Here is a 24432-nt window from a genome sequence, read left to right as displayed (position 1 = left end):
GTCGATGATGGCTACAACTCACGGTTAGGCCAAAAAGGTTAAAAATGATTAACCATGAGGCAGGGCGGACGATTTGGGCGGTGAAAGCGGCCGATTTGCGGCTCTTGACGGCAACATCCCGCTGCATCATGGTGAAACCCATGAACGGTTTCCTCGCCATCTGCTGCATTTGCCGCGAGATTACGCGCTAGCGATTCGCTGGCTGAGGCCGTCTTTTCTCAACAGAGATGATCAGGACGCCCGGCCGGCAGGTCGGAAGCGTGCTGTTTGCCGTGGCCGCCCGTCTTCGGGCCGTCATCTGGCGGAGGACACCCGTTGCGTCTCGCTTGGCGAGACGCGGGCACAGGCATTCGAGACTGAGGCATTCGGGGACTGACCATGGACTTGCGTTTGTACGACACCGCGTCGCGGGAGAAGCGCCCCTTCGTGCCGCTCGATCCGAACAATGTCCGCATGTATGTCTGCGGACCGACCGTCTACGACTTCGCCCATATCGGCAATGCGCGGCCCGTGATCGTCTTCGACGTGCTGTTCCGGCTGCTGCGGCATCTCTATGGCAAGGATCACGTCACCTATGTCCGCAACATCACGGACGTCGACGACAAGATCAATGCGCGGGCCGCGCGCGACTATCCGGGACTGCCGCTGAACGAGGCGATCCGGAAGGTCACCGAGGTGACGGCCAATCAGTTTCGCAGCGACACTGCTGCGCTCGGCAGCCTGCCGCCGACCTTCGAGCCGCGCGCGACCGATTTCGTATTGCCGCGCGCGGACGGCAAGGCCGACATGGTGACGTTGATCCAGCAGCTCATCGCGCGCGGGCATGCCTATGAGGCTGCGGGCGAGGTTCTGTTCGATACCCGATCGATGCCGGACTATGGCGCGCTGTCGGGCCGCAAGCTCGACGAGCAGCTCGCCGGCGCCCGCGTCGCGGTCGATGCGCACAAGAAGGATGCGGCTGATTTCGTGCTATGGAAGCAGTCGTCCGATGACGAGCCGGGCTGGGACAGCCCGTGGGGGCGCGGTCGCCCGGGCTGGCACATCGAATGCTCGGCGATGAGCGCCGCCTATCTCGGTGACGTCTTCGACATCCATGGCGGCGGTCTCGACCTGATCTTCCCGCATCATGAGAACGAGATCGCGCAATCGCGCTGCGCCCATGGCACCTCGGTCATGGCGAACTACTGGCTCCACAATGAGTTCGTGCAGGTCGAGGGCGCGAAGATGTCGAAGAGCCTCGGCAACTTCGTCACCATCCGCGACCTGCTGGCGGACTGGCCGGGCGAGGTGCTACGCCTCAACATGCTCAAGATGCACTACCGCTCGCCGGCCGATTGGACGGTCAAGGGCCTGGAGGAGAGTGCGAAAACGCTCGACGAATGGTATCGCGTCGCGGCCGATGCGTCCGGCGAGCAGCCCGATCCCGCGGTCATCGCCGCGCTGCTGGACGACATCAATACGCCGCTGATGATCGCGGAGCTGCACGCATTGCGCGGACGGGCGTCGTCCGGGGATGACGCCGCTCGCGCCGCATTTGCCGGCTCGTTGCGCTATTTCGGCTTTCTGTCCGAAACGGCGGCGCAATGGGAGGCGCGCAAGCAGCAGGCGCGTGGCGTCGACGCCGGTAAGGTCGATAGCCTGATCGCGGAGCGCACCGCCGCCCGTGCGCGCAAGGACTTCAAGGAGTCCGACCGCATTCGTGATGAGCTCGCGGCGATGGGCGTCGTGCTCAAGGATGGCAAGGGCGCCGACGGCAAGCCGGTCACGACCTGGGAGATCGCGCGATGAAGAGGCCCGATACGCCGTTCCCGCGGCACTGGCTGTACTACATCCTGCTCAAGCTCGCGGTGATCGCAGGCGCGGTTGCATTGGTCACGAAGCTTTATGGACTCTGGTGAGACGATGGGACAGGCTCTTCCGAAGGCGGCGCTCCGGCCGTTTCTCGCTGCCGATACGCCGCTGCTCGCGGCGATCTTCGTCGCCAGTATCCAGCAGCTGACCTCGGACGACTACAGCGAGGAGCAGCAGGAGGCCTGGGCCGCCGCTGCCGACGACGAGGCGGGTTTTGGTAAGAAGCTGGCGTCGACGCTGACCTTGATCGCAACCCTGAAAGGCGCGCCGGTCGGCTTCGCGTCGCTGAAGGGCAACGATCACATCGACATGCTCTACGTGCATCCGAGCGTCGCGGGGCAGGGCGTCGGAGCGCTGCTGTGCGATGCGCTGGAGAAGCTTGCCGGCGCTCGCGGCACGACGGGGCTGGTGGTCGATGCCAGCGACACTGCGGTGGATTTCTTCAGGAAGCGCGGCTACGTCGCGCAGCAGCGCAACAGCGTCTCCATCAATGGCGAGTGGCTCGCCAACACAAGGATGAAGAAGGCGCTCGGCGCGGGAGCGCAGTCATGAGCAGAGAGCGACTCTATCTGTTCGATACGACGTTGCGCGATGGCGCGCAGACCAACGGCGTCGACTTCACGCTGGCCGACAAGCAGGTCATCGCGCGCATGCTCGACGATCTCGGCATCGACTATGTCGAGGGCGGCTATCCCGGCGCCAATCCGCTCGACAGCGAGTTCTTCGCGACCAAGCCCAAGCTCGGACATGCCCGTTTCACGGCCTTCGGGATGACGCGGCGCGCCGGGCGGTCGGTGTCGAACGATCCCGGCGTCGCGGCGCTGCTCGACGCCAAGGCGGATGCGATCTGCTTCGTGGCCAAGTCCTCAGCCTATCAGGTTCGCGTCGCGCTCGAGACGACCAACGAGGAGAACCTCGCCTCGATCCGCGACAGCGTGACTGCGGCCAAGGCGGCCGGGCGCGAGGTGATGCTCGACTGTGAGCATTTCTTCGACGGCTACAAGGAGAATGCCGAGTTCGCGCTGGCCTGTGCGCGAGCCGCGTATGAGGCCGGCGCGCGTTGGGTCGTGCTGTGTGACACCAATGGCGGCACCATGCCGCATGAGATCGAGGCCATCGTCGGCGAGGTCGCCAAGCATGTGCCAGGCGATCATCTCGGCATTCACGCCCATAACGACACCGAGCAGGCGGTGGCGAACTCGCTGGCCGCGGTGCGCGCCGGCGTGCGCCAGATCCAGGGCACGTTGAACGGGCTTGGCGAGCGCTGCGGTAATGCCAATCTGTGCTCGCTGATTCCGACCCTGAAGCTGAAGGCGGAGTTCGCTGACAAGTTCGAGATCGGCGTCTCCGACCAGCAGCTCGGCGGCCTGATGAAGGTGTCACGCACGCTCGACGACATGCTCAACCGCGCGCCGAACCGGCATGCGCCTTACGTCGGCGAGAGCGCATTCGTCACCAAGACCGGCATCCATGCCTCTGCGGTGCTGAAGGATCCGCACACTTATGAGCATGTGCTGCCCGAGAGCGTCGGCAATCATCGCAAGGTGCTTGTGTCGGACCAGGCCGGCCGTTCCAACGTGATCGCAGCGCTGGAGCGCGGCGGCATTCCCTTCAGCAAGAGCGATCCGAAGCTGACGCGGCTGGTCGAGGAGCTGAAGGAGCGCGAGGCCTTGGGCTATGCCTATGAGTCCGCGAACGCCTCGTTCGAGCTGCTGGCGCGGCGTACGCTCGGCTCCGTGCCGGAGTATTTCCGGGTCGAGCAGTTCGACGTCAATGTCGAGCAGCGCTACAACGCGCTCGGCGAGCGCGTCACGGTGGCGCTGGCGGTGGTCAAGGTCGACGTCGCCGGCGAGCGGCTGATCTCCGCCGCCGAAGGCAACGGCCCGGTGAATGCGCTCGACGTTGCCTTGCGCAAGGATCTCGGCAAGTATCAGGGCTTCATCGACGGCCTCAAGCTGATCGACTACCGAGTCCGCATCCTCAATGGCGGCACCGAGGCAGTGACGCGGGTGCTGATCGAGAGCGCTGACGAGACCGGCGAGCGCTGGACCACGGTCGGCGTGTCGCCCAACATCATCGACGCCTCGTTCCAGGCGCTGATGGATTCAGTGTTCTACAAGCTGGTGAAATCAGGCGCGCCGGGATGACAATGAGGAGCCGTCATTGCGAGCGAAGCGAAGCAATCCAGAGTTCCGCCCTCGGCTCTGGATTGCTTCGTCGCTTCGCTCCTCGCAATGACGAATGGAGAGAGCGGGGAGTCAACGCATGATCGACCACGTCTCCGTCGGTGTCAGCGACCTCGCCCGCAGCGCGCGCTTCTACGAGCTTGCGCTGGCGCCGCTCGGCATGACCCGGCTGGTCGAGCGGCCTGCCACCATCGGCTTCGGCAAAACCTATCCGGAGCTCTGGATCAACCTGCGCCCGGCGATGGCGCGCGTGCCGGCCGACACCGGCTCGCATCTCTGCTTGCGCGCCAAGACCACGGCCGAGGTCGATGCGTTCCACGCGGCAGCTGTTGAAGCAGCCGGCATCTCGGACGGCGCGCCGGGGCTGCGGCCGCATGATCGCGTGCGCTATTATGCGGCCTTCGTGCTCGATCCCGATGGTAACCGGATCGAGGCGGTGACGTTTCCCAGCGAGTAGGGAGTCACAGCCGCTTGGCAATCTCCGGCGCCATCTCCGTCTCTTCCTTGGCGACGCGGGCGGCGGCCTCGCGCAGCCGCGGCAGGATGTCCTCGGTGCGGTCGGCCTTGAGCAGCTCGATCTGGAAGCCGGGGCGGATGAACTCGGTTTCCCGCATGTGGGCGAGCAGGGCGAACAGCGGCTCCCAGAAGCCGTCGATATTGGCCATCAGCACCGGCTTGGCGTGGCGTCCCAACTGCTTCCAGGTCAGCTGCTCGACCAGCTCCTCGAGGGTGCCGATGCCGCCGGGTAAGGCGACGAACGCATCGGAATGCTCGAACATCAGCCGCTTGCGCTCGTGCATGTCGGGCGTGACGATCAGATCCTTCAGCGGCATCATGACCTCCTTCTTCACCAGGAAGTCAGGGATGATGCCGGTGACGTCGCCGCCATGATCGAGCACGGCCTTGGCGACCGCGCCCATCATGCCGATGGAGCCGCCGCCATAGACGAGCCTGACGCCGTTGTCGGCGAGCGCCTTGCCAAGTGCCTTCGCCGATTCGATGAAGCTGGGATTGGTGCCCGGGCCGGAGCCGCAATAGACACAGACGGTGCGGATTTCAGTCATGTGATGGATGTGACACTGCAGCTGAAAGGCGTCAAGACGGAGGCGGATGGGGTGAATTCCCGGGATTTCATCGTGTGATGCCGACGGTTTCGATCCATTTGTCGGAAAACAAATATGCAAATACTGCGCCGCCGCAACGGTTTCCGTGGGCACACGGGTGCATCCGGCGCACGGACGCTCTATATGACGCAGGCAACGCCCGGCATCACAACATGCCAAGACCCTCGCTGTTCCAGATCGCTTGATGCCTCCTGATTCCTCCCCCCATCACGGCGCCGCTCAGCCGCCCGCGTCCCTCGAGCAGGGAACGCTGGCTGGCACCCTGCGGCATCTCTGGCCCTTCATCTGGCCGAGCGATCGCGCCGATCTGAAGATGCGGGTGTTGTGGTCTGTCGTGCTGCTGCTCGCGGCCAAGGTCGCGACCTTGGTGCTGCCTTTCACCTTCAAATGGGCCACCGACGCGCTGACGGGCGCCAACACCGCGCCGATCAAGCCGGACGACTGGGCGTTCTGGCTGGTCGCCTCGCCGATCGTGATGACGGCGAGCTACGGCGCGATGCGCGTGCTGATGGCGGTACTGACGCAATGGCGCGACGGTATTTTCGCCCGCGTCGCGATGCATGCGGTGCGCAAGCTCGCGACCATCACCTTCGTCCACATGCACGAATTGTCGCTGCGCTTTCATCTGGAGCGCAAGACCGGCGGATTGACGCGTGTGCTCGAGCGAGGCCGCAACGCGATCGAGACCATCGTGCGGATGGTGATCCTGCAGCTGATCCCGACCATCGTCGAGGTCTCGCTGCTGACCGCCGTGCTGCTGTGGCAGTTCGACTGGCGCTACGTGCTGGTGACGCTGACCATGGTCGCAGCCTATCTCTACTACACCTACATCGCGACCGAGTGGCGCATCGAGATCCGGCGCCGCATGAACGACTCAGATACCGACGCCAACACCAAGGCGATCGACTCGCTTCTCAACTATGAGACGGTGAAGTATTTCGGCGCCGAGGCCCGCGAGGCCGAGCGCTACGACCGCTCGATGGAGCGCTATGAGCGGGCCAGCGTGAAGACCTACACCTCGCTGGCGGTGCTGAACGCCGGGCAGGCCGTGATCTTCACGATCGGGCTCACCGTCGCGATGCTGATGTGCGCGCAGGGCGTGCGCCAGGGGCGCAACACGGTCGGCGACTTCGTCATGATCAACAGCATGATGATCCAGCTGTACCAGCCGCTGAACTTCATGGGCATGGTCTATCGCGAGATCAAGCAGGCGATCATCGACATCGAGATGATGTTCGGCGTGCTCACCAGGGATGCGGAGGTCAAGGACGCGCCCGGGGCGACGCCGCTGGTCGTGACATCGGGCCATGTCCGCTTCGAGGACGTCCGCTTCGCCTACGAGCCGGAGCGGCCGATCCTGCAAGGGCTGAGCTTCGAGGTGCCGGCCGGCAAGACGGTCGCCATCGTGGGGCCGTCCGGCGCCGGCAAGTCGACCATCTCGCGGCTGCTGTTCCGCCTCTATGACGTCTCCGGCGGTCGCATCCTGATCGACGGGCAGGACATCCGCGACGTCACCCAGGTGTCGCTGCGCGCCCAGATCGGCATGGTGCCGCAGGACACGGTGCTGTTCAACGACACCATCCGCTACAACATCCGCTACGGCCGCTGGGACGCCGACGATGCCGCGGTCGAGGAGGCGGCGCGGCTGGCCCAGATCGACGGCCTGATCCGGATGGCGCCCAAGGGCTATGAGACCCAGGTCGGCGAACGCGGCCTCAAGCTGTCCGGCGGCGAGAAGCAGCGGGTGGCGATCGCGCGGACGATCCTAAAGGGGCCGCCGATCCTGGTGCTCGACGAGGCCACCTCGGCGCTGGACAGCCACACCGAGCACGAGATCCAGGAGGCACTGGACGGCGTGTCGCGCAACCGGACTTCGCTGGTGATCGCGCACCGGCTCTCGACCATCGTGGCGGCGGACGAGATCATCGTGCTCGACCGCGGCCGGATCGCCGAGCGGGGCACCCATGCCGACCTGCTGGCGCGAGGCGGGCTGTATGCCGGCATGTGGAACCGGCAGCGCGAGGCCGAGGAGGCGCGCGAAAAGCTGGCGCAGATCGGCGACGACGCTGCTGCGCCGAACCGCAATCCGCCGGCGGCCACGGATCCGGTCGCCACAGCGGCCGAATGAGCCCGCGAACCGCCTTGATCCACAGTTAAGGAATCATTTTGACCTTGGCCGCGCATCGACCTAGTCAAGGCGGCGGTCCGCTCTGAGGTCAGAGGGACGACATCTCAACGAAGCAGGCCATGTCGATCAGCAACTCCATCCGCGCGCAGATTCCGCCGATTCATCCCGAGGGCTATCCGTTCATCGGGGGCTTTGCCCTGGCCAGTCTGGTCCTGTTCTGGATCTTCACGCCGCTCGGCTGGATCGGCACCTTGCTCACCGTCTGGTGCGCGCTGTTCTTCCGCGATCCGATCCGGGTGACGCCGCAGCGGGACGGGCTGGTGGTGGCGCCGGCCGACGGGCGCATCTCCATGATCACGCGGGCACTGCCGCCGGCCGAGCTCGGCCTTGGCGACCGGCCGCTGTTGCGCGTCTCGATCTTCATGAGCGTGTTCAACGTGCATGTGAACCGCAGCCCGATTGCCGGCCGGATCGAGAAGATCTCCTACCGTCCCGGCGCCTTCATCAATGCCGAGCTGGACAAGGCCAGCGAGGACAATGAGCGCAACTCGCTGGCGATCTCGACGCCGCACGGCAAGATCGGGGTGGTCCAGATCGCCGGTCTCGTGGCGCGGCGGATCGTGTCGTTCGTCCGTGAAGGCCAGACCGTCGGGGCCGGGGAGCGCTTCGGGCTGATCAGGTTCGGCTCGCGCCTCGACGTCTATCTGCCCGACGGCACGGAGGTTCTTGTCTCGGAAGGCCAGACCGCCATTGCCGGCGAAACCATCCTGGCCGATTTCGACGTGGCGGTGCCCGGACTGAGCTTCCGGAGCCAGTGAACCGTCGCCGGGCCGGTGTGACTCATTAACGGGACCTTGGGTCGCGATCCGGCACAAGGTCGAGACCTGCCACTCTGCGGTGTGATCATGAGCTTCGATCCGAACTCTTCCGAACTGCGCCGTCGACGCTTCCGACCGATCCCGGTGCGGCTGCTGGTGCCGAACATGATCACCCTGCTGGCGATCTGCGCCGGCTTGACCGCGATCCGGCTGTCGACCGAGGGCCGGATGGAGCTCGCGGTCGGGGCCATCGTCTTCGCCGCCTTCCTGGATGGTATCGACGGCCGCATCGCGCGCATGATCAAGGGACAGTCGAAGTTCGGTGCCGAGCTCGATAGCCTGGCCGATTTCGTGAATTTCGGCGTGGCGCCGGGCCTGATCCTGTATTTCTGGCAGCTTCACGAACTGCGCGACGGCGGCTGGATCGCCGCCATGATGTACGCCATCAGCGGCGGGCTGCGGCTGGCGCGCTTCAATGCCAGCATCGACGACCCCAACAAGCCACCCTTCGCCGCCAATTTCTTCACCGGCGTGCCGGCGCCGCTCGGCGCCATCACGGTGCTGCTGCCGGTCTATCTCGCGTTTCTGGACCTGCCGAAGCCGCCCGCGCTGGTGACCGCGTTCTACACGCTGCTGATCGCATTCCTGATGGTGTCGCGGCTGCCCGTGTTCTCCGGCAAGACCGCGCGGATGCGCGTCTCGCCTGAGCTCGTGCTGCCGGTGTTCGCCGCCGTGGTGTTCTTCGTCGCGCTGCTGGTGGTCTATCCCTGGCACATCCTGTCGGCGGGCTCGATCCTCTACATGCTCAGCCTGCCGTTCGGCTGGCGGCTGTACCGTCAGCAGGCGGCGCGGCATGCCGCAGCTCTTGGCGACGCCGGCGCGGCGGCGCAATCGCCCTCGACATCGGCGGCGCCCTTCGTGCCTGCAGGCGCGCCGGCCGAGCAGGAGCCGCGAGCACCGGATCGTCTGCACTGAGCGCAGGGCCGTAGTCCGGCCCGAAGCTTTGCCGCCTCGGACGCGTCAGTTATACCGGATGCAAGGACGGCGATCACGTCTGTCCGCAGCATCCGGAGAAAACGCCCGTGACAAGCTCTGCCGCCGCGCCCCTCGCTGCTTCCGTCCTCGAGGCGCTCGCGCGCTACGACACCCCGACGATCTGCAATGCCATGGAGATCGTGGCGCCCGAGCGCCGCCTGATCGGCTACACCACCAAGCCGCTGGTCTGCCCGTTCCCTGATCTGCCGCCGATGGTCGGCTATGCCCGCACCGCGACGATCCGGTCCGTGGTCAAGTCCGGCCTGCCCGCCGAGGAGCAGGCGAGGCGGCGCACCGACTACTATGAATATGTCGGCACCGGCCATGGCCCCCGCATCGTGGTGATCCAGGACATCGACGGCCCCGATATCGGCTACGGCGCGTTCTGGGGTGAGGTGCAGAGCAACGTGCACAAGGCGCTCGGCTGCCTCGGTGTGATCACCGACGGCTCGATCCGCGACATCCCGCAATGGGCTGATGGTTTCCAGGCGCTGGCCGGTTCGATCGGACCCTCGCATGCGTGGGTTCATGCCGAAAGTTTCGGCGGCGAGGTCCGCGTTGCCGGGATGACGGTGCGCTCCGACGATCTGATCCATTCCGATCGTCACGGCGCGATCGTGATCCCCCATGACATCGCCGCCAAGCTGCCCGAGGCGGCCGAGCTATGCGCCCGCCGCGAGACGCCGATCCTGGAGATCGCGCGATCGGCGGATTTCTCGCTCGAGAAGCTGAAGGCCGCGCTGAAGCGCTCGGCCGAGATTCACTGAGCACGGCTGCTCGCAGCACGTTCAGGGGCCGCACCGCGCGACGGTGCGGCATTCGCCGGCAATGCCGGCCTCAGCCCGGCCGGCGAGCGCATCCGGACGATTACGGGGGCGAGGCATCGGCGCCAGCTCAAACCCGCGATTTCGGTGACTGATTACCCGTCAGCCCGCCGGATCGGCCGAAGGTTAAGCGGCCCTCGCTCGTTGAGAAGATTTTATCCATCAAGCTTTACCTGATGGCTAGCCTGTCCGGATAGGCATGTCTTTCGAGGGCGAGAGAGATGCGCAGGCTGATATCGAAATCGATGCCGTTGTTCGGCCGGCTCGACCGGGCCGTCGACAGGGTGGTGCGGCTGATCGGGCATTTCGGCAGCGCGGTGATCGGCCTGTCGGCGATCGCGCTGGTATGGTCCGGCATCTTTTATACGATTTCGGAAGAATACGCACGCACCGAGCAGTCGGCGCTCAAGAACGGCTCCAATCTGGCGCGTGCCTTCGAGGAGCAGATCATCCGCTCGATCCGCGCCGCGGACCAGACCCTGCGCTACGTCCGCGATTCCTATGCCAAGGACCCGCAGAACTTCGACATGTCGCTGTGGTCGAAGAACAGCCAGTTCTTGTCCGACTTCTCGTTCCAGGTGGTCGTGATCGGCAAGGACGGCATCATGCTGTCCAGCAACATCGATCCGAAAATGCGCGGGCTCGACCTGCGCGATCGCGAGCACTTCCGCGTCCACGCCGACGGCAAGGACGACTTCCTCTTCATCAGCAAGCCGATCTTCGGGCGCGTCTCCAACAAATGGTCGATCCAGCTGACGCGGCGGATCGTCATGCCGGACGGCTCGTTCGGCGGCGTCGTCGTGGTCTCGCTCGATCCGGAATATCTGTCGAGCTTCTACAACACGGTTGATCTCGGCAAGAAGGGCAACGTCACGCTCGTCGGCCTCGACGGCATCGTGCGCGCGCGCGCCTCGGCGGGTCCCGCCGGCGTCGGATCCTCGCTCGCCGGCAGCCCGGTGATGACCGCCGTCCAGCAGAAGGATAGCGGCTCCTACACGGTCAAGAGTCTGATCGACGGCGTATCCCGCATCTATACCTTCCAGCGTATCAAGGAGCAGCCGCTGGTGGTCATCGTCGGCCAGGCGTCCGAGGAGATCTTCAGCGCCTTCAAGGTCAATCGCGATCGCGATCTGCTGGTGGGAGCGCTGCTGACCGTCGTCATCGGCATCATCACGGTCCTGATCGCGCGCTACCAGGCGGGCCTTGCCGCCTCGCGCGACGCGGCGGAAGCCGGCACGCGGGCGCGTTCGGAATTCCTGGCGATGATGAGCCACGAGATCCGCACGCCCATGAACGGCGTCATCGGCTTGGCCGATCTCCTTCTGTCGGCCGATCTCGCGCCGGAGCAGCGCAAGATCGCGACCACCTTGCGTGAATCGGCAGACTATCTGCTGCAACTCCTCAACGACGTGCTCGACTTCTCGAAGCTCGATGCCGATCGTCTGGAGATCGAGCATATCGAGTTCGACCTGCATCGCTCGGTGACGGCGACGGCCGAGCTCCTGGTGTCCCGTGCCAAGGAGAAGGGGCTGCAGCTGACGACCTCGATCGCGCCGGAGGTGCCGAACTACGTGGTCGGCGACCCGGCGCGGCTGCGCCAGGTGCTGTTCAACTTGGTCGGCAACGCCCTCAAATTCACCGAAGCCGGCAGCGTTCATATCGACGTGCGGGCCGAGGATCTCGCCGGGCCGAACCTGACCTTGGTGTTCTCCGTCGCCGACACCGGCGTCGGCATTCCGGCGGAAGCCGTCGGCCGCCTGTTCAAGCAGTTCTCGCAGGTCGACAACTCGATCTCGCGCCGCTTCGGCGGCACCGGGCTTGGGCTCGCGATCTGCAAGCGCCTCGTCACCTGCATGGGCGGTGACATCAAGGTGCAGAGCAAGGTCGGCGAAGGCAGCACCTTCACCTTCTCCATCCAGGTCCAGCCTCAGCCGCAGCCCGACGTCGAGCAGGTCAGCGCGCCCGAGGCGACCATCGTCCCGGTCGGTGAGACGAAGGCGGAGGAGCGCCCGGCCAGCGTCGAGCCGCTGAAGATCCTCGTGGCCGAGGACAATCTCACCAATCAGTTCGTGATCAAGAAGCTTCTGGACAAGCTGGGTCACAGCTACGAGCTGGTGGAGAACGGCACGCAGGCGGTCGCCGCCGTGCAGAAGCAGACCTACGACCTCATCCTGATGGACATGATGATGCCGGAGATGGACGGGCTGACGGCGACGCGGATGATCCGCTCGCTGCCGCCCCCGGCGCAGGACATCTACATCATCGCGCTGACGGCCAACGCCACCAGCCAGGATCACCTGGCGTGCACGGACGCCGGCATGAACGACTTCGTGACCAAGCCGGTCACGCGCGATCGATTGAATGCCGCTCTGCTCCGCGCGGCCGCTGCTACAAACAAGGAAAGGCTTGTTGCATGACCGACTTGGTGCAATTCGATGAATCCGTCTATCAGATCCTGATCTCCGAGCTCGGCGAGGAGGATGCGCTGGAAGTGCTCAGAACGTTCCTGGACGACACCTCCAGCAAGTTCGGCACGCTCGCCAGCAAGTTCGAGGATCGCCTCGAGCTGAAGCGTGAGGCGCACTCGATCAAGAGCTCGTCGGCGACGTTCGGCTTCGCGGCGCTGTCGCGCCTGTCGCGCGAGCTCGAGCTCGGCTCGGCGACGATGGAGCCGGCGCAGATGCTGGAGATGGTCCGCAAGATGGAAAAATCGTTCGAGCAGGCGGTCGTGTTCGCCGAGGCGAACCTGCTGAAGTCCGGCGCGGCGGCGGCGTGAACGCGGCCGACGATCTCCGATGCGCGGCTCATCGGCTTCCGTTTACGTCTTATTATGCCTACCAAATTCGGTAACTCGTCCTTAATTGCGCGCATCTAGTGTGGAGCGCGCGTGGGGCAGGGCCGCCGCGCCCGTCCAGGACGGCCGGTGGTTCGCGTACGCGGGTGGAGTAAGCTCATGGATATCATGACGGGCGCAGGGCTCGTGTTTGGCATGATCGTCATCGCCGTCATGATGCTGCTGGGCGGTGACTTCGGGATGTTCGTCAGCGACCACGCTGCGATCATCATCTTCGGCGGCTCGACCGCCGCCACCATGATCCGCTTTCCGCTCGGGGCCATGCTGCACGGCATGCCGCTCGGCATCAAGTTCGCGTTCACGATGAGCCGCCTGTCGGCCCGCGAGCTGGTCGACGAGCTCGCCCGCATCGCCGAGATCGCTCGCAAGCAGGGACCGGTTGGCCTCGAGAAGGTCGAGACCGACGAGCCGTTCCTCGCCAAGGGCATTCGCTACGTGGCCGACGGCTACGACCTCGAATTCATCCGCGACAATCTCGAGCGCGACCGCGACAACTTCCTGATGCATCTCGACGAGGGCAGCAAGATCTACCGCGCGATCGGCGACTGCGCGCCGGCCTTCGGCATGATCGGCACGCTGATCGGCATGGTGCAGATGTTCGCCAACATGACCGACCCCTCGAAGCTCGGCCCGTTCATGGCGACCGCGCTGCTCGCGACGCTGTATGGCGCGCTCGTCGCCAATCTCATCTGTCTGCCGATCGCCGACAAGCTGCACGGCAAGCTGCTCGACGAGGAGACCAATCGGACCCTGATCATCGACGGCATCCTGATGATCCGCGATTCCAAGAGCCCGGCCTTGGTGCGCGAAATGCTGCTGGCCTATCTGCCGGAGAAGCACCGCCATGCCGAGGGCGAGCCCGTGCCGGCCTGACCGGCGGGGACTCAAGGGGATCTGGGGCGGGTTGAGAGATGGCCAAGAAGAAACGGGGCGATGCGCATGGCGGCGGTCACGGCTGGTTCGTGACCTTCGCCGACCTGATGGGGCTGCTGCTCGCCTTCTTCGTCATGCTTGTCGCATTCTCCACCATGGACAACAACAAGCTGAAGGTCGTCGCCGGCTCGATGCGCGACGCCTTCGGCGTGCAGTCGGAGTCGCGCTATTCCGGCATCGTCGAATCCGACGGCCTGCCGACCCGGCCGAAGCTCAAGAACGCCGCCCACATCTCGCCTGAGGAGACCGCGCGCGAGCCGAGCCCGGAGCAGGAGGAGCGCCAGCACACCAATGGCGCCAAGCTGAAGATCGATCGCCAGTTCGCGCTGGCCTCAGCCTCGCTGCGCCAAGCGTTGCAGGACATGCCGGAGATGACCGAGATCTCCAAGCACATCATGTTCGAGGAGACCAAGCAGGGGCTCAACCTCGAGATCGTCGACCAGGACGGCCGCTCGATGTTCGCCGACGGTTCGAAGGTGCCCTATGACCGCACCCGGCGGCTCATCGAGAAGCTGGCGGCGCCGCTCAAGGCGACGCCGCTCCGGGTTCAGATCACCGGGCATACCGCCGCCGGCTTCGTTCCGGCCCGCAGCGATTACGGTGGTTTCGACCTGTCGGCGGACCGCGCCAACGCCGTGCGCCAGATCCTGGAGCGCGAAGGCCTGCCGGCGAGCCACATCTTCGCGGTGTCCGGCAAAGCGGATACTCAGCCGCTGTTTCCGGACGACCCTTCGCTGTCCGCGAACCGCCGCGTCACGATCACCCTGATGCGGGAAGATCCGCCATTGCCGCCGGACTTGAAGCCGTAGCCGCACTGATTCTGGCCGCATCACATTGCCGCACAGCTGTTTGCGAACGGCATTCAACAGCACCGGCAAGCCCTTGATTTACGGGCGATTGATCCGACATCCGCTGCGGAAAACCCTCGCTGCCCGGGAACTCGCTGCGGCGCGATACCAGACATTCTGTGCAAGACAGCTCGCCTGGAGGCCGGGAAGCACGGTCTGATATGGTAGAGACTTGACCTGCGGCCGGTCTGCGTCCACACGCGCCGGGCTAAACGGGAAGATGCGTTCCAAGCGACATGACGGCCACGGCTACATCGACCGAAGGACAGGAAACCGCCACCCCATCGGGGTTCTGGGGGCTGACGCTCGGCAGCATCGGCGTCGTGTTCGGCGACATCGGCACCTCGCCCCTGTACGCCTTCCGCGAGGCCGCGCACGGTGCCGCTCAGGGACAGCCAGTGTCCCGGATGATCGTGCTCGGCGTGCTCTCCCTGATTCTCTGGTCGCTGTTCATCGTGGTCACGGCCAAATACGTGCTGCTGCTGTTGCGGGCCGACAATAATGGCGAGGGCGGGACGCTGTCGCTGATGGCGCTCGGCCAGCGGGCTCTGGGCCGGCGCAGCATGTTCCTGATGGCGCTCGGCGTCATCGGCGCCTCGATGTTCATTGGCGATTCGATGATCACGCCGGCGATCTCGGTGCTCTCGGCGGTCGAAGGCCTCAAGCTCGCGGCGCCCGCGCTCGAGCATTACGTCGTGCCGCTGACCGTGATGATCCTGGTCGTGCTGTTCGCGGTGCAGAGCAAGGGGACGGCACGGGTGGCCTCCGCCTTCGGCCCGGTCATGGTCACGTGGTTCGCATGCCTCGCGGTCATGGGACTCGTGCACATCAGTGACGATCCCTCCGTCCTCGCCGCCATCAATCCCTATTACGCAGTGCAGTTCCTGCTGTCACACGGCACCGTCGGTCTGGTCACGCTCGGCGCGGTGTTTCTTGCCGTTACCGGCGGCGAGGCGCTTTATGCCGATCTCGGACATTTCGGCCGCAAGCCGATCCAGTCGGCGTGGCTGTTCTTCGTACTGCCCGCGCTGTTGATCAACTATTTCGGGCAGGGCGCGCTGGTGCTGTCCGACCCGGCCGCGATCGAGAACTCGTTCTATCGGATGGTGCCTGAGCTCCTGCTGTTGCCGCTCGTGGTGCTGGCGACCGCCGCGACCGTGATCGCGAGCCAAGCCGTCATCACCGGCGCGTACTCGCTGGTCAGCCAGGCTGTGCAGCTCGGGCTGCTGCCGCGTTTCGAAGTGCGCTACACCTCCGAGAGCCATGCCGGGCAGATCTATCTGCCGCGCGTCAACCGACTGCTGCTGATCGGCGTCATGCTGCTGGTGCTGCTGTTCCGGACGTCCAGCAATCTCGCCTCCGCCTACGGCATCGCGGTGTCCACCACCATGGTGGCCGACGGCATCATGGGCTTCGTGGTGATCTGGAAGCTCTGGAACTTGCGCGCCGCCGTGGCCGCGGCGGTCATTGCGCCGTTCGTCATCGTCGACATGAGCTTCTTCGCTGCCAACCTCCTGAAGCTGCTCGAGGGCGCCTGGGTGCCGCTGCTGTTCGGCGCGGCGATGGTCGTGACGATCTGGACCTGGCGGCGTGGCTCGGCGATCCTGATGCTGAAGACGCGCAAGATCGAAGTCCCGCTGGACGATCTGGTCGCCAGCCTGGAGAAGCGGCCGCCGCATATCGTCAAGGGCACCGCGGTGTTTCTGACCAGCGATCCGACCTCGGTGCCGACCGCTCTTTTGCACAATCTCAAGCACAACAAGGTGCTGCATGAGCACAACGTGATCCTGACCATCGAGACCGCGCAGACGCCCCGGGTCGATGTGGCGGAGCGCGTGCGCATGGAGAAGATCAGCGAGAAGTTCTCCAAGGTGCGGCTGCGCTTCGGCTTCATGGAATCGCCGAACGTGCCTCGGGCCCTCGCCGTGGCGCGCAAGCTCGGCTGGCAGTTCGACATCATGTCGACGTCGTTCTTTGTGTCGCGACGGTCGCTGAAGCCGTCGTCTCAATCCGGCATGCCCGCCTGGCAGGATCACCTGTTTATCGGGTTGAGCCGGTCGGCCAATGATGCGACGGACTACTTCCAGATTCCGACCGGACGGGTTGTCGAGGTTGGTACTCAGGTAACGATCTGAGAACCTTTCGTGCTCCTGGTCACCGATGTATGCTGCATTGCATGGCTGACCCGCAATCTCGTCCAGTCCGTCGCCAAGCCTTGTCGCTATAAGCCGCGCGCTCTGCCGGTTTGTGCAGTGAAGCATTCAACAAGTCCTCGAGGGGGCTACCCCAATGACAGCTGACGTCGTCGCCACGCCCCCGGAAGCGCCGGCGGCCAACGGACATGGCGAGGCCCACTCCACGGCCAGCTTCACTGCACTCACCCTGGGCAGCATCGGCGTGGTCTATGGTGACATCGGCACCAGCCCGCTCTACGCGCTCCGCGAGGCGGTCGCGGCAGCCAGCAGCAGCGGCGATCCCGCGCCGCATGCCGTGATGGGCGTGCTCTCGCTGATCCTGTGGGCTCTCGTCGTCGTCGTCACGCTGAAATACGTCGTCATCCTGCTGCGGGCTGACAACAATGGCGAGGGTGGGACCTTAGCGCTGATGGCGCTGGCCCAGCGCGGCGTCACGCGGGGCGCCAGTGTCATCGTTCTGCTCGGCATCATCAGCGGCGCGCTGTTCTACGGCGACGCGGTGATCACCCCAGCCTTATCCGTCTTATCGGCGATCGAAGGCATCAAGCTCGTCACGGCGGCGTTCGATCCCTACGTGGTGCCGCTCACGATCGTGATTCTGGTCGCGCTGTTTGCCGTTCAGGTGCGGGGCACGGCCAAGGTGGCTGCATTCTTCGGACCGATCATGCTGATCTGGTTCCTGGTGATCGCGATCGCGGCGATCCCGCCGATCCTGCGTCATCCCGAGGTGCTGTGGGCGGTCAACCCGCTGAACGCCGTGACCTTCATGCTGCATCACGGCATCATCGGCTTCATCACGCTTGGCGCGGTGTTCCTGGCCGTCACCGGCGCCGAGGCGCTCTATGCCGATCTCGGCCATTTCGGCAAACGGCCGATTCAGACCGCCTGGCTGTTCATCGTGCTGCCGTCGCTGGCGCTGAATTATCTGGGGCAGGGCGCCCTGGTGATCGCCGACGCCAAGGCGATCGAGAATCCGTTCTTCCTGATGTTCCCGGACTGGGCGCTGATCCCGATGGTGGCGCTGGCCACGGCGGCGACGGTGATCGCCAGTCAGGCAGTCATCACCGGCGCCTATTCGCTGACCCGGCAGGCGATCCAGCTTGGTCTGCTGCCGCGCTTCGAGATCCGTCACACCTCGGAGGCGCATTCCGGCCAGATCTATATTCCCCGCATCAACAAGCTGCTGCTGGTCTCGGTGGTGCTGCTGGTGTTGCTCTTCAAGTCTTCCAGCGCGCTGGCCTCGGCCTACGGCATCTCGGTGACCGGCACCATGGTCGTGACGGCCATGATGGGCTTCGTCGTGATCTGGAAAGTCTGGAGGTGGTCACCGCTCGCCGCAGGGGCGCTGATCGCGCCGTTCCTGTTCCTGGACCTGACCTTCCTGTCGGCCAACCTGCTGAAGGTGCTCGAAGGCGGCTGGGTGCCGCTGGCGCTGGGCGGCTTCGTCATGACGCTGATGTACACGTGGCGACGGGGAAGCCGTCTGCTGTTCGACAAGTCGCGCAAGCTGGAGTTCCCGCTCGACGACCTCGTGGCCATGCTCGAGAAGCGGCCGCCGCAGCGCGTGCCCGGCACGGCCGTGTTCCTGACCTCTGATCCCCTGAGCGCGCCGACGGCGCTGATGCACAGCCTCAAGCACTACAAGGTGCTGCACGAGAAGAACGTGATCCTGACGATCGAGACCGCGCCGACGCCGCGCATCGATCCCTCGGAGCGCGTGCGGCTGGAGCAGATCAGCCCGACCTTCTCCAAGGTGACGTTGCGCTTCGGCTTCATGGAATCGCCCAACGTGCCGCGGGCGCTGGCGATCGCGCGCAAGCTCGGCTGGCAGTTCGATATCATGTCGACGTCGTTCTTCCTGTCGCGGCGCGCGCTCAAGCCGGCAGCGCATTCCGGCATGCCGCGCTGGCAGGATCACCTGTTCATCTCCATGAGCCGCTCCGCCAACGACGCCACCGACTATTTCCAGATCCCGAGCGGTCGCGTGGTCGAGGTCGGCACGCAGGTCACGATCTGAGCGCAGGTCGGCTGGCTGGAACGGCCGGGTACGAGCAGGGCCTGCTGCCGAAGCGCTTGATTTTCGCTGCGTCTGGGGTGAGTTTGGCGCCTGTTCGGAGCCGGGTGCGGCTCCCTCGAAGGCTTGGAGGATGGGCGTGGCTGTTGTGCACGATTTGACCCCGCAGGACGTGGCCAAGGGGATCGCTGAAGGGCGAATTCTTCTCGTCGACGTGCGCGAGCCGAACGAAGTTGCTGCGGAAGCCTATCCCGACGGTGTCGTCGTTCCCCTGTCGGCCTTCGACCCGAAGCTCATCCCAGATCCGCAGGGCAAGGACGTCGTGTTCGCCTGCCGCTCGGGCAAGCGCTCGGTGACCGCCTCACTCGCCGCGCAGGCCGCGGGGCTGCCCTACGACAAGCACCTGCAGGGCGGGATGCTCGGCTGGAAGGCGGCCGGTCTGCCAAGCAAGACCGGCGGCTGACGCGCGATCATGATCTCGCAGAACAAGGTCTTCGCCGACCTGCCCGTCACCATTTTCGAACAGATGTCGCAGCTCGCGCGCGACAACAACGCGATCAATCTGGGGCAGGGCTTTCCTGACGACCCTGGGCCGGAGGACATCCGCCGCGCCGCCGCCGACGCCGTGCTGAACGGCTACAATCAGTATCCCTCGATGATGGGCTTGCCGGAGCTGCGCCAGGCGATCGCCGCGCACTACAAGCACTGGCACAAGCTCGATCTCGATCCGATGAGCGAGGTCATGGTCACCTCGGGCGGCACCGAGGCGCTGACCTCGGCGATCCTGTCGGTGGTCGAGCCCGGCGACGAGGTGATCTGCTTCCAACCGGTCTACGATTCATACCTGCCGATCATCCGCCAGGCCGGCGGCATTCCGCGTCTCGTCCGGCTCGAGCCGCCGCATTGGCGGTTGTCGGAGGAGATGCTGCGCTCCGCGTTCTCGCCGAAGACCAAGGCGGTGCTGTTCAACAATCCGCTCAACCCTGCCGCCGTGGTGTATCCGCGCGAGGATCTCGAGCTGCTGGCGCGCTTCTGCCAGGAGTTCGATGCCGTCGCGATCTGCGACGAGGTCTGGGAGCACGTGGTGTTCGACGGCCGCGAGCACATCCCGCTGATCACCATCCTCGGCATGCGCGACCGTACCATCAAGGTCGGCTCGGCCGGCAAGATCTTCTCGCTGACGGGGTGGAAGATCGGCTTCGTCTGCGCCGCGCCGCAGCTGCTGCGCGTCGCCGCCAAGGTGCACCAGTTCCTGACCTTCACCACCGCGCCGAATCTCCAGGTCGCGGTGGCCTACGGACTCGGCAAGTCCGACGACTATTTCGTCAACATGCGCGCCGAGCTGTCCAGGAGCCGTGACCGCCTGACGGCGGGACTGGAAAGCCTCGGCTTTCCCGTGCTGAAGGCGCAGGGGACCTACTTCCTCACGGTCGACCTGTCGCCGCTCGGCCTCAATGAGACCGACGAGCAGTTCTGCCGGCGCATCGTTCACGACTACAAGGTGGCGGCCATTCCGGTATCGGCGTTCTACGAGAAGGATGCGGTGACCTCGGTGGTGCGGTTTTGCTTCGCGAAGAGGGATGCAACCCTGGACACGGCGCTGGAGCGGCTGTCCGACGCGATCCACCGGCGCTAGGAGGCGAGATCGATGACGCGCGGCTGCATTCGTTCGGCGCTGGCGGTTGCAGCACTGATGCTTTCGGTGTCGGCCGCCGCGGCCGAAGATCGCGTCGTGAACTTCTACAACTGGTCGAACTACATGGCGCCCGGCGTCCTGGACGCCTTCACCAAGGAGACCGGCATCAAGGTCGTCTACGACACCTTCGATGCCAACGAGACCCTGGAGACGCGGTTGCTTGCCGGCAAGTCCGGCTACGACGTCGTAGTACCGACCGCGTATTTCCTGCAGCGCCAGATCAAGGCCAGGATCTTCCAGCCGCTCGACAAGTCGAAGTTGCCGAACCTCGCCAATGCCTGGCCGGTCGTGACCGAGCGCCTCGCGATCTACGATCCCGGCAACCAGTTCGCCGCCAACTACATGTGGGGCACGACCGGCATCGGCTACAACGTCAAGGCGATCGAGAAGATCTTAGGGCCGGGCGCGCGGATCGACAGCTGGGATATGGTGTTCAAGCCGGAGAACCTGGCCAAGTTCAAGGATTGCGGCGTCCACATGCTGGATTCCGCCGACGACATCTTTCCGGCGGCGCTGAACTATCTCGGCCTCGATCCGAACTCGACCAAGCAGGCGGATCTGGAAAAGGCGGCCGAGGTGGTCGGCAAGGTCGCGTCCTCCGTGCGGAAGTTTCATTCGTCGGAATATCTGAGCGCGCTCGCCACCGGCGAAATCTGCCTCGTCGTCGGCTGGTCCGGCGACATCATGCAGGCCAGGAGCCGTGCAGAGGAGGCCAAGAACGGCATCGAGATCGGCTACGCGATCCCGAAAGAGGGTGCGCAGATGTTCTTCGACAATTTTGCGATTCCCGCCGATGCCCAGCACGTGCCCGAGGCGTACGCGCTGATCAACTATCTGTACCGGCCCGAGGTCGCGGCCAAGAACTCGGACTTCCTGTCCTACGCCAATGGCAATCTGGCGAGCCAGAAGCTGATCGATCCGAAGATCCTGGGCGACAAGAACATCTATCCTGATGACGCAACCTTGAAGAAGCTGTTCGTCATCACCGCCCGCGAGCCGGCGACGCAGCGCGTGATCAACCGGCTGTGGACCAAGGTGAAGACGGGGCGGTAGTCGTCACTATCGTCATTGCGAGCGAAGCGAAGCAATCCAGGGCGGAGACCGCGACTCTGGATTGCTTCGTCGCGTTGCTCCTCGCAATGACGGCGGCGAGATCACGCCAGCCGGTGCATCGCACACAGCTTGTTGCCGTCGAGATCGCGCAGATACGCGAGATACAGCTTGCCGGTCGATCCCTGGCGTACGCCGGGCGGATCCTCGCACGTCGTGGCGCCGGCTTCGAGGCCAGCTGCGTGCCAGGCATCGACTTGTTCGGTTGAACTGCAGGCATAGCCGATGGTGCCGCCATTGGCCGGCGTCGCGGGCTGCCCGTTGATCGGCTTGGAGACCGAGAAGATGCCGGTCGGGGTAATGTAGAAGATGCGGTGGCCGTCGACCTTGGCCGGACGCACGCCGAGCGTGCCCAAGAGCTTGTCGTAAAAGGCCTTGGCCTTGTCGAGGTCGTTGGTGCCGATCATGATGTGCGAAAACATTCGCGTCGTTCTCCCTGGAGCTTCCGAACAGCTGTCGGATTAGGGCTCCAAGGTAGCGAGCGTTGCTACATGAAGTAAGAGTTTTCTTCGGAGGGCTTGTCGCCGAAGGGCGATGCTATCGGCTGCCTTCCTTGCGGTGGAATTTGAACGCGCGAAGCGATTACCGCCAGCGCCGGTGGAGCCAGAGCCATTGCTCCGGATATTCGCGCACCCAGCTCTCGACGACGTTCGTCACCGCCTGCGTCGTGCCCTGGATGTCGATCTTGCCGTTGGCATCGCGCACCGGCTTCACTTCCTCCGACAGCTCGGCGCGGAAGCGGTTGCCGGGGAGGCGGATGATGCGCACGCCGTGCACGGGGCATTCGACCTGGCGGAGCAGGCGCGCCAGCATCGGGTTGGCGCGGGTTTTGCGGCCGAAGAACGTCACCTCGACGCCGCCGGTCAGGTACTGATCGACCAGCATCGCGACGTGCTGACCGGCCTTCAGTGCCTCGGCAAGCCGCAGCGGCGCGTCGCGGCCGGCCGGGATCAGCGTGCCCATCTTGACCTGCCGCATCTCCTGGATGATGCGGTCGGCGGCGGCGATGTTGGGGCGGCGGTAGAGGATCGCGGTATCGAGCTTGTGGGCAACGGCGGCGAGCGCCGGCATCTCCCAATTGGCGAGGTGGCTGGCGAAGATCAGCGCGGGCTTGCCGTCGAGACGGAGCTGATGGAACAGCTCGTGGGTCCGGGGCGACAGCTCGATGCGGCTGCGCTCGGGATGCTCCTCGTCGAAATCCCAGATCTTGTCGAGATGGGCGAACTCGGCCCCGACACGGCCGAGATTGTCCCAGACACCGGCAAGGATCTGCTCGATCTCCTCGGGCGACTTTTCCGGGAAAGCCTTGGTGAGATTGTCGCGGCCGATGCGCTGCTCGCGAAGCTTCGGGCCGATCCACTGCGCGATGCGTGCGAAGCGGTCAGCGGTCTTCTGCGGATCGAAATAGCGCGTCGTCTTGAGCATGCCGACCGTCAGCGCGCCGACGGCCGAGGACCCGAGCGACTTCACCTTCTGGCGGATGACGAGCTTGGTCCGGAGGGGAATGAGACTCATCGATACGACAGGCGGATCAGGCCGGTTCGCGGGTCAGGATCAGCGAGGCGTTCTGGCCGCCGAAGCCGAACGAGTTCGACATCACGGTGGTGACGCGCGCCTCGCGGGCCTTGTTGCCGACGACGTCGAACAGGATCGCGGGATCCGGAATGTCGTAGTTGATGGTCGGCGGGATCAGCTGATGCTCGAGCGTGAGCAGCGAGATGATCGCCTCGACCGCGCCGGCCGCCGAGATGGTGTGGCCGACCATCGACTTGTTCGACGACACCGGAATCCTGCCGGTGTGCTCGCCGAACACCGCGGAGACGCCGACATATTCCATCTTGTCGTTCTCGGGCGTCGCGGTGCCGTGGGCGTTGATGTGGTCGATCTGCTCCGGCGCCATGCCGGCATCGGCCAGCGCCTTGCGGATGCAGCCGATGATCGGCTTGCCGTCCGGCGAGGAGCGGGTGCGGTGGAACGAGTCCGTCAGCTCGCCGCAGCCGGCGACGACGCCGAGGATTTTCGCGCCACGCGCCACGGCCGCATCGTAGCTCTCCAGCACCAGCGCGCCGGCGCCTTCGGCCATCACGAAGCCATCGCGATTCTTGGAGAACGGCTTGGACGCGGCCTGCGGCGGATCGTTCTGCGTCGACAGCGCCGACAGCAGCGAGAAGCGCACCAAGCCTTCCGGATTGACCGAGCCTTCGGTGGCCGCGCACAGCGCCACGTCGGTCTCGCCGCGCCGGATGGCTTCGACGCCAAGCTGGATCGCGGTGGCGCCGGAGGCGCAGGCGGTCGACAGCGAGATCGGCGAGCCCTTGGTGCCGAACGTATCGGACAGCGAATCCGCCACCGAGCCGAACAGGAAGCGATGATGATAGTTGACGAACTTGCCGCCGCCGCAGACCTTCAGAAGGTCGTCATAGGTGAACTGCGTGCCGCCCACCTCATGGGCGAGCTCCAGGCGCTGCGGCCATTCGATCTCGACCGGCGCGACGGCAAGAAACAGCGGGCCGGGGAAGTCGCCCTTGGAGCCGATGCCGGCCTGCGCGATGGCTTCCTCGACGGCCATGTGACCGAGCCGCTCGGACAGGCCCGTTGACGTGAACGGCGCGACGGGCACGAAGTCGACCGTGCCGGCCATCGTCGTCTTCAAGCCGTCGATCGGGAAGCGCGTGATGGTGCGGATGCCGGACTCGCCGGCAACGAGCCTTTTCCAATTGTCCGACTTGCCCGCCCCGAGCGAGGTGACGATGCCCATCCCGGTCACGACCACGATGGGGCGTCCAAACTTGTCGCGTGCACTCATGATGTTCCCC

21 protein-coding genes are annotated in these 24432 nt (G+C 65.0%); 17 read left to right on the top strand and 4 right to left on the bottom strand.

From position 1 onward, the window contains the following. The first annotated feature begins 378 nt into the window (after window positions 1–378). From cysS to QX108_RS07285, 4 genes are all read left to right on the top strand, one after another. Complete coding sequence (gene cysS, locus QX108_RS07300) at window positions 379–1788, top strand: cysteine--tRNA ligase (protein ID WP_315780152.1); 1410 nt, start codon at window positions 379–381, stop codon at window positions 1786–1788. 114 nt (window positions 1789–1902) lie between these two features. Next, window positions 1903–2403 (top strand): GNAT family N-acetyltransferase, encoded by a 501-nt coding sequence (locus QX108_RS07295; protein ID WP_315780154.1) that lies wholly within the window; start codon window positions 1903–1905, stop codon window positions 2401–2403. Further along, the gene (cimA, locus tag QX108_RS07290) at window positions 2400–3998 is read left to right on the top strand and encodes a citramalate synthase (protein ID WP_315720737.1); all 1599 of its coding nucleotides are present in this window, start codon (window positions 2400–2402) and stop codon (window positions 3996–3998) included. Before QX108_RS07295 ends, cimA begins: the two co-directional genes overlap by 4 nt. A 118-nt stretch (window positions 3999–4116) precedes the next feature. Beyond that, window positions 4117–4494 carry a VOC family protein gene (locus QX108_RS07285; RefSeq protein WP_315780157.1) on the top strand — a complete coding sequence of 126 codons (378 nt, stop codon included), beginning with the start codon at window positions 4117–4119 and terminating at the stop codon, window positions 4492–4494. 4 nt (window positions 4495–4498) lie between these two features. On the opposite strand, the gene QX108_RS07280 is transcribed toward QX108_RS07285, so the two are convergent. Then, window positions 4499–5101: a TIGR00730 family Rossman fold protein gene (locus tag QX108_RS07280; RefSeq protein ID WP_172113442.1), complete on the bottom strand. Its 603-nt coding sequence runs from the start codon at window positions 5099–5101 to the stop codon at window positions 4499–4501. Between the two features lie 244 nt (window positions 5102–5345). Between QX108_RS07280 and QX108_RS07275 the strand changes: the two genes are divergently transcribed. The 13 genes from QX108_RS07275 (at window position 5346) to QX108_RS07215 (ending at window position 21559) form a co-directional block, all read left to right on the top strand. Beyond that, window positions 5346–7289 carry an ABCB family ABC transporter ATP-binding protein/permease gene (locus QX108_RS07275; RefSeq protein ID WP_172113443.1) on the top strand — a complete coding sequence of 648 codons (1944 nt, stop codon included), beginning with the start codon at window positions 5346–5348 and terminating at the stop codon, window positions 7287–7289. Window positions 7290–7390: 101 nt separating this feature from the next. Next, window positions 7391–8107 (top strand): phosphatidylserine decarboxylase, encoded by a 717-nt coding sequence (locus tag QX108_RS07270; RefSeq protein WP_311976770.1) that lies wholly within the window; start codon window positions 7391–7393, stop codon window positions 8105–8107. Between the two features lie 87 nt (window positions 8108–8194). Next, window positions 8195–9082, top strand: coding sequence for a CDP-alcohol phosphatidyltransferase family protein (locus QX108_RS07265; protein WP_172113445.1), 888 nt, complete (start codon window positions 8195–8197; stop codon window positions 9080–9082). A 107-nt stretch (window positions 9083–9189) separates the two neighbouring features. Beyond that, complete coding sequence (locus QX108_RS07260) at window positions 9190–9909, top strand: RraA family protein (protein WP_315780160.1); 720 nt, start codon at window positions 9190–9192, stop codon at window positions 9907–9909. A 278-nt stretch (window positions 9910–10187) separates the two neighbouring features. Then, window positions 10188–12383, top strand: coding sequence for a hybrid sensor histidine kinase/response regulator (locus QX108_RS07255; RefSeq protein ID WP_315780162.1), 2196 nt, complete (start codon window positions 10188–10190; stop codon window positions 12381–12383). Next, window positions 12380–12742 (top strand): Hpt domain-containing protein, encoded by a 363-nt coding sequence (locus QX108_RS07250; RefSeq protein WP_315720732.1) that lies wholly within the window; start codon window positions 12380–12382, stop codon window positions 12740–12742. Before QX108_RS07255 ends, QX108_RS07250 begins: the two co-directional genes overlap by 4 nt. Window positions 12743–12919: 177 nt before the next feature. Next, a complete protein-coding gene (locus QX108_RS07245) occupies window positions 12920–13693 on the top strand; it encodes a motility protein A (protein WP_172113449.1) in 774 nt (257 codons plus the stop codon). 38 nt (window positions 13694–13731) lie between these two features. Next, window positions 13732–14562, top strand: a complete 831-nt coding sequence (locus QX108_RS07240; protein WP_315720731.1) for a flagellar motor protein MotB — start codon at window positions 13732–13734, stop codon at window positions 14560–14562. A gap of 275 nt (window positions 14563–14837) precedes the next feature. Beyond that, a complete protein-coding gene (locus tag QX108_RS07235) occupies window positions 14838–16736 on the top strand; it encodes a potassium transporter Kup (protein WP_315720730.1) in 1899 nt (632 codons plus the stop codon). 154 nt (window positions 16737–16890) lie between these two features. After that, window positions 16891–18813, top strand: a complete 1923-nt coding sequence (locus QX108_RS07230) for a potassium transporter Kup (protein ID WP_315720729.1) — start codon at window positions 16891–16893, stop codon at window positions 18811–18813. Window positions 18814–18943: 130 nt separating this feature from the next. Next, the gene (locus tag QX108_RS07225; RefSeq protein WP_315720728.1) at window positions 18944–19273 is read left to right on the top strand and encodes a rhodanese-like domain-containing protein; all 330 of its coding nucleotides are present in this window, start codon (window positions 18944–18946) and stop codon (window positions 19271–19273) included. 9 nt (window positions 19274–19282) lie between these two features. Beyond that, window positions 19283–20446 carry an aminotransferase gene (locus QX108_RS07220; RefSeq protein ID WP_315780166.1) on the top strand — a complete coding sequence of 388 codons (1164 nt, stop codon included), beginning with the start codon at window positions 19283–19285 and terminating at the stop codon, window positions 20444–20446. Window positions 20447–20458: 12 nt separating this feature from the next. Next, a complete protein-coding gene (locus QX108_RS07215) occupies window positions 20459–21559 on the top strand; it encodes a polyamine ABC transporter substrate-binding protein (protein WP_315780167.1) in 1101 nt (366 codons plus the stop codon). Between the two features lie 101 nt (window positions 21560–21660). Here QX108_RS07215 and QX108_RS07210 read toward each other — a convergent pair whose 3' ends face one another. The 3 genes from QX108_RS07210 to QX108_RS07200 form a co-directional block, all read right to left on the bottom strand. Beyond that, entirely contained in the window at window positions 21661–22038 is a 378-nt protein-coding gene (locus tag QX108_RS07210; protein ID WP_315720725.1) for a VOC family protein, read from the bottom strand. Between the two features lie 160 nt (window positions 22039–22198). Then, the gene (locus tag QX108_RS07205) at window positions 22199–23131 is read right to left on the bottom strand and encodes a lipid A biosynthesis lauroyl acyltransferase (protein ID WP_315780169.1); all 933 of its coding nucleotides are present in this window, start codon (window positions 23129–23131) and stop codon (window positions 22199–22201) included. Between the two features lie 16 nt (window positions 23132–23147). Beyond that, window positions 23148–24422, bottom strand: coding sequence for a beta-ketoacyl-ACP synthase (locus QX108_RS07200; RefSeq protein WP_409998480.1), 1275 nt, complete (start codon window positions 24420–24422; stop codon window positions 23148–23150). Between the last annotated feature and the right edge of the window lie 10 nt (window positions 24423–24432).

It is taken from the genome of Bradyrhizobium sp. SZCCHNR1002, assembly GCF_032381435.1.
Taxonomy (GTDB): domain Bacteria; phylum Pseudomonadota; class Alphaproteobacteria; order Rhizobiales; family Xanthobacteraceae; genus Bradyrhizobium; species Bradyrhizobium aeschynomenes.
The sequence above is the reverse complement of the archived record's forward strand: the minus strand, read 5'-3'. Positions and strand labels throughout refer to the sequence as shown.

Coding starts and splice junctions, on each gene's coding strand:
- QX108_RS07220 (WP_315780166.1), top strand. CDS start 19,283: ATGATCTCGCAGAACAAGGTCTTCGCCGACCTGCCCGTCACCATTTTC.
- QX108_RS07240 (WP_315720731.1), top strand. CDS start 13,732: ATGGCCAAGAAGAAACGGGGCGATGCGCATGGCGGCGGTCACGGCTGG.
- QX108_RS07200 (WP_409998480.1), bottom strand. CDS start 24,422: ATGAGTGCACGCGACAAGTTTGGACGCCCCATCGTGGTCGTGACCGGG.
- QX108_RS07205 (WP_315780169.1), bottom strand. CDS start 23,131: ATGAGTCTCATTCCCCTCCGGACCAAGCTCGTCATCCGCCAGAAGGTG.
- QX108_RS07210 (WP_315720725.1), bottom strand. CDS start 22,038: ATGTTTTCGCACATCATGATCGGCACCAACGACCTCGACAAGGCCAAG.
- QX108_RS07265 (WP_172113445.1), top strand. CDS start 8,195: ATGAGCTTCGATCCGAACTCTTCCGAACTGCGCCGTCGACGCTTCCGA.
- QX108_RS07215 (WP_315780167.1), top strand. CDS start 20,459: ATGACGCGCGGCTGCATTCGTTCGGCGCTGGCGGTTGCAGCACTGATG.
- QX108_RS07230 (WP_315720729.1), top strand. CDS start 16,891: ATGACAGCTGACGTCGTCGCCACGCCCCCGGAAGCGCCGGCGGCCAAC.
- QX108_RS07255 (WP_315780162.1), top strand. CDS start 10,188: ATGCGCAGGCTGATATCGAAATCGATGCCGTTGTTCGGCCGGCTCGAC.
- QX108_RS07295 (WP_315780154.1), top strand. CDS start 1,903: ATGGGACAGGCTCTTCCGAAGGCGGCGCTCCGGCCGTTTCTCGCTGCC.
- QX108_RS07275 (WP_172113443.1), top strand. CDS start 5,346: ATGCCTCCTGATTCCTCCCCCCATCACGGCGCCGCTCAGCCGCCCGCG.
- QX108_RS07280 (WP_172113442.1), bottom strand. CDS start 5,101: ATGACTGAAATCCGCACCGTCTGTGTCTATTGCGGCTCCGGCCCGGGC.
- QX108_RS07245 (WP_172113449.1), top strand. CDS start 12,920: ATGGATATCATGACGGGCGCAGGGCTCGTGTTTGGCATGATCGTCATC.
- QX108_RS07225 (WP_315720728.1), top strand. CDS start 18,944: ATGGGCGTGGCTGTTGTGCACGATTTGACCCCGCAGGACGTGGCCAAG.
- cysS (WP_315780152.1), top strand. CDS start 379: ATGGACTTGCGTTTGTACGACACCGCGTCGCGGGAGAAGCGCCCCTTC.
- QX108_RS07250 (WP_315720732.1), top strand. CDS start 12,380: ATGACCGACTTGGTGCAATTCGATGAATCCGTCTATCAGATCCTGATC.
- QX108_RS07235 (WP_315720730.1), top strand. CDS start 14,838: ATGACGGCCACGGCTACATCGACCGAAGGACAGGAAACCGCCACCCCA.
- QX108_RS07285 (WP_315780157.1), top strand. CDS start 4,117: ATGATCGACCACGTCTCCGTCGGTGTCAGCGACCTCGCCCGCAGCGCG.
- cimA (WP_315720737.1), top strand. CDS start 2,400: ATGAGCAGAGAGCGACTCTATCTGTTCGATACGACGTTGCGCGATGGC.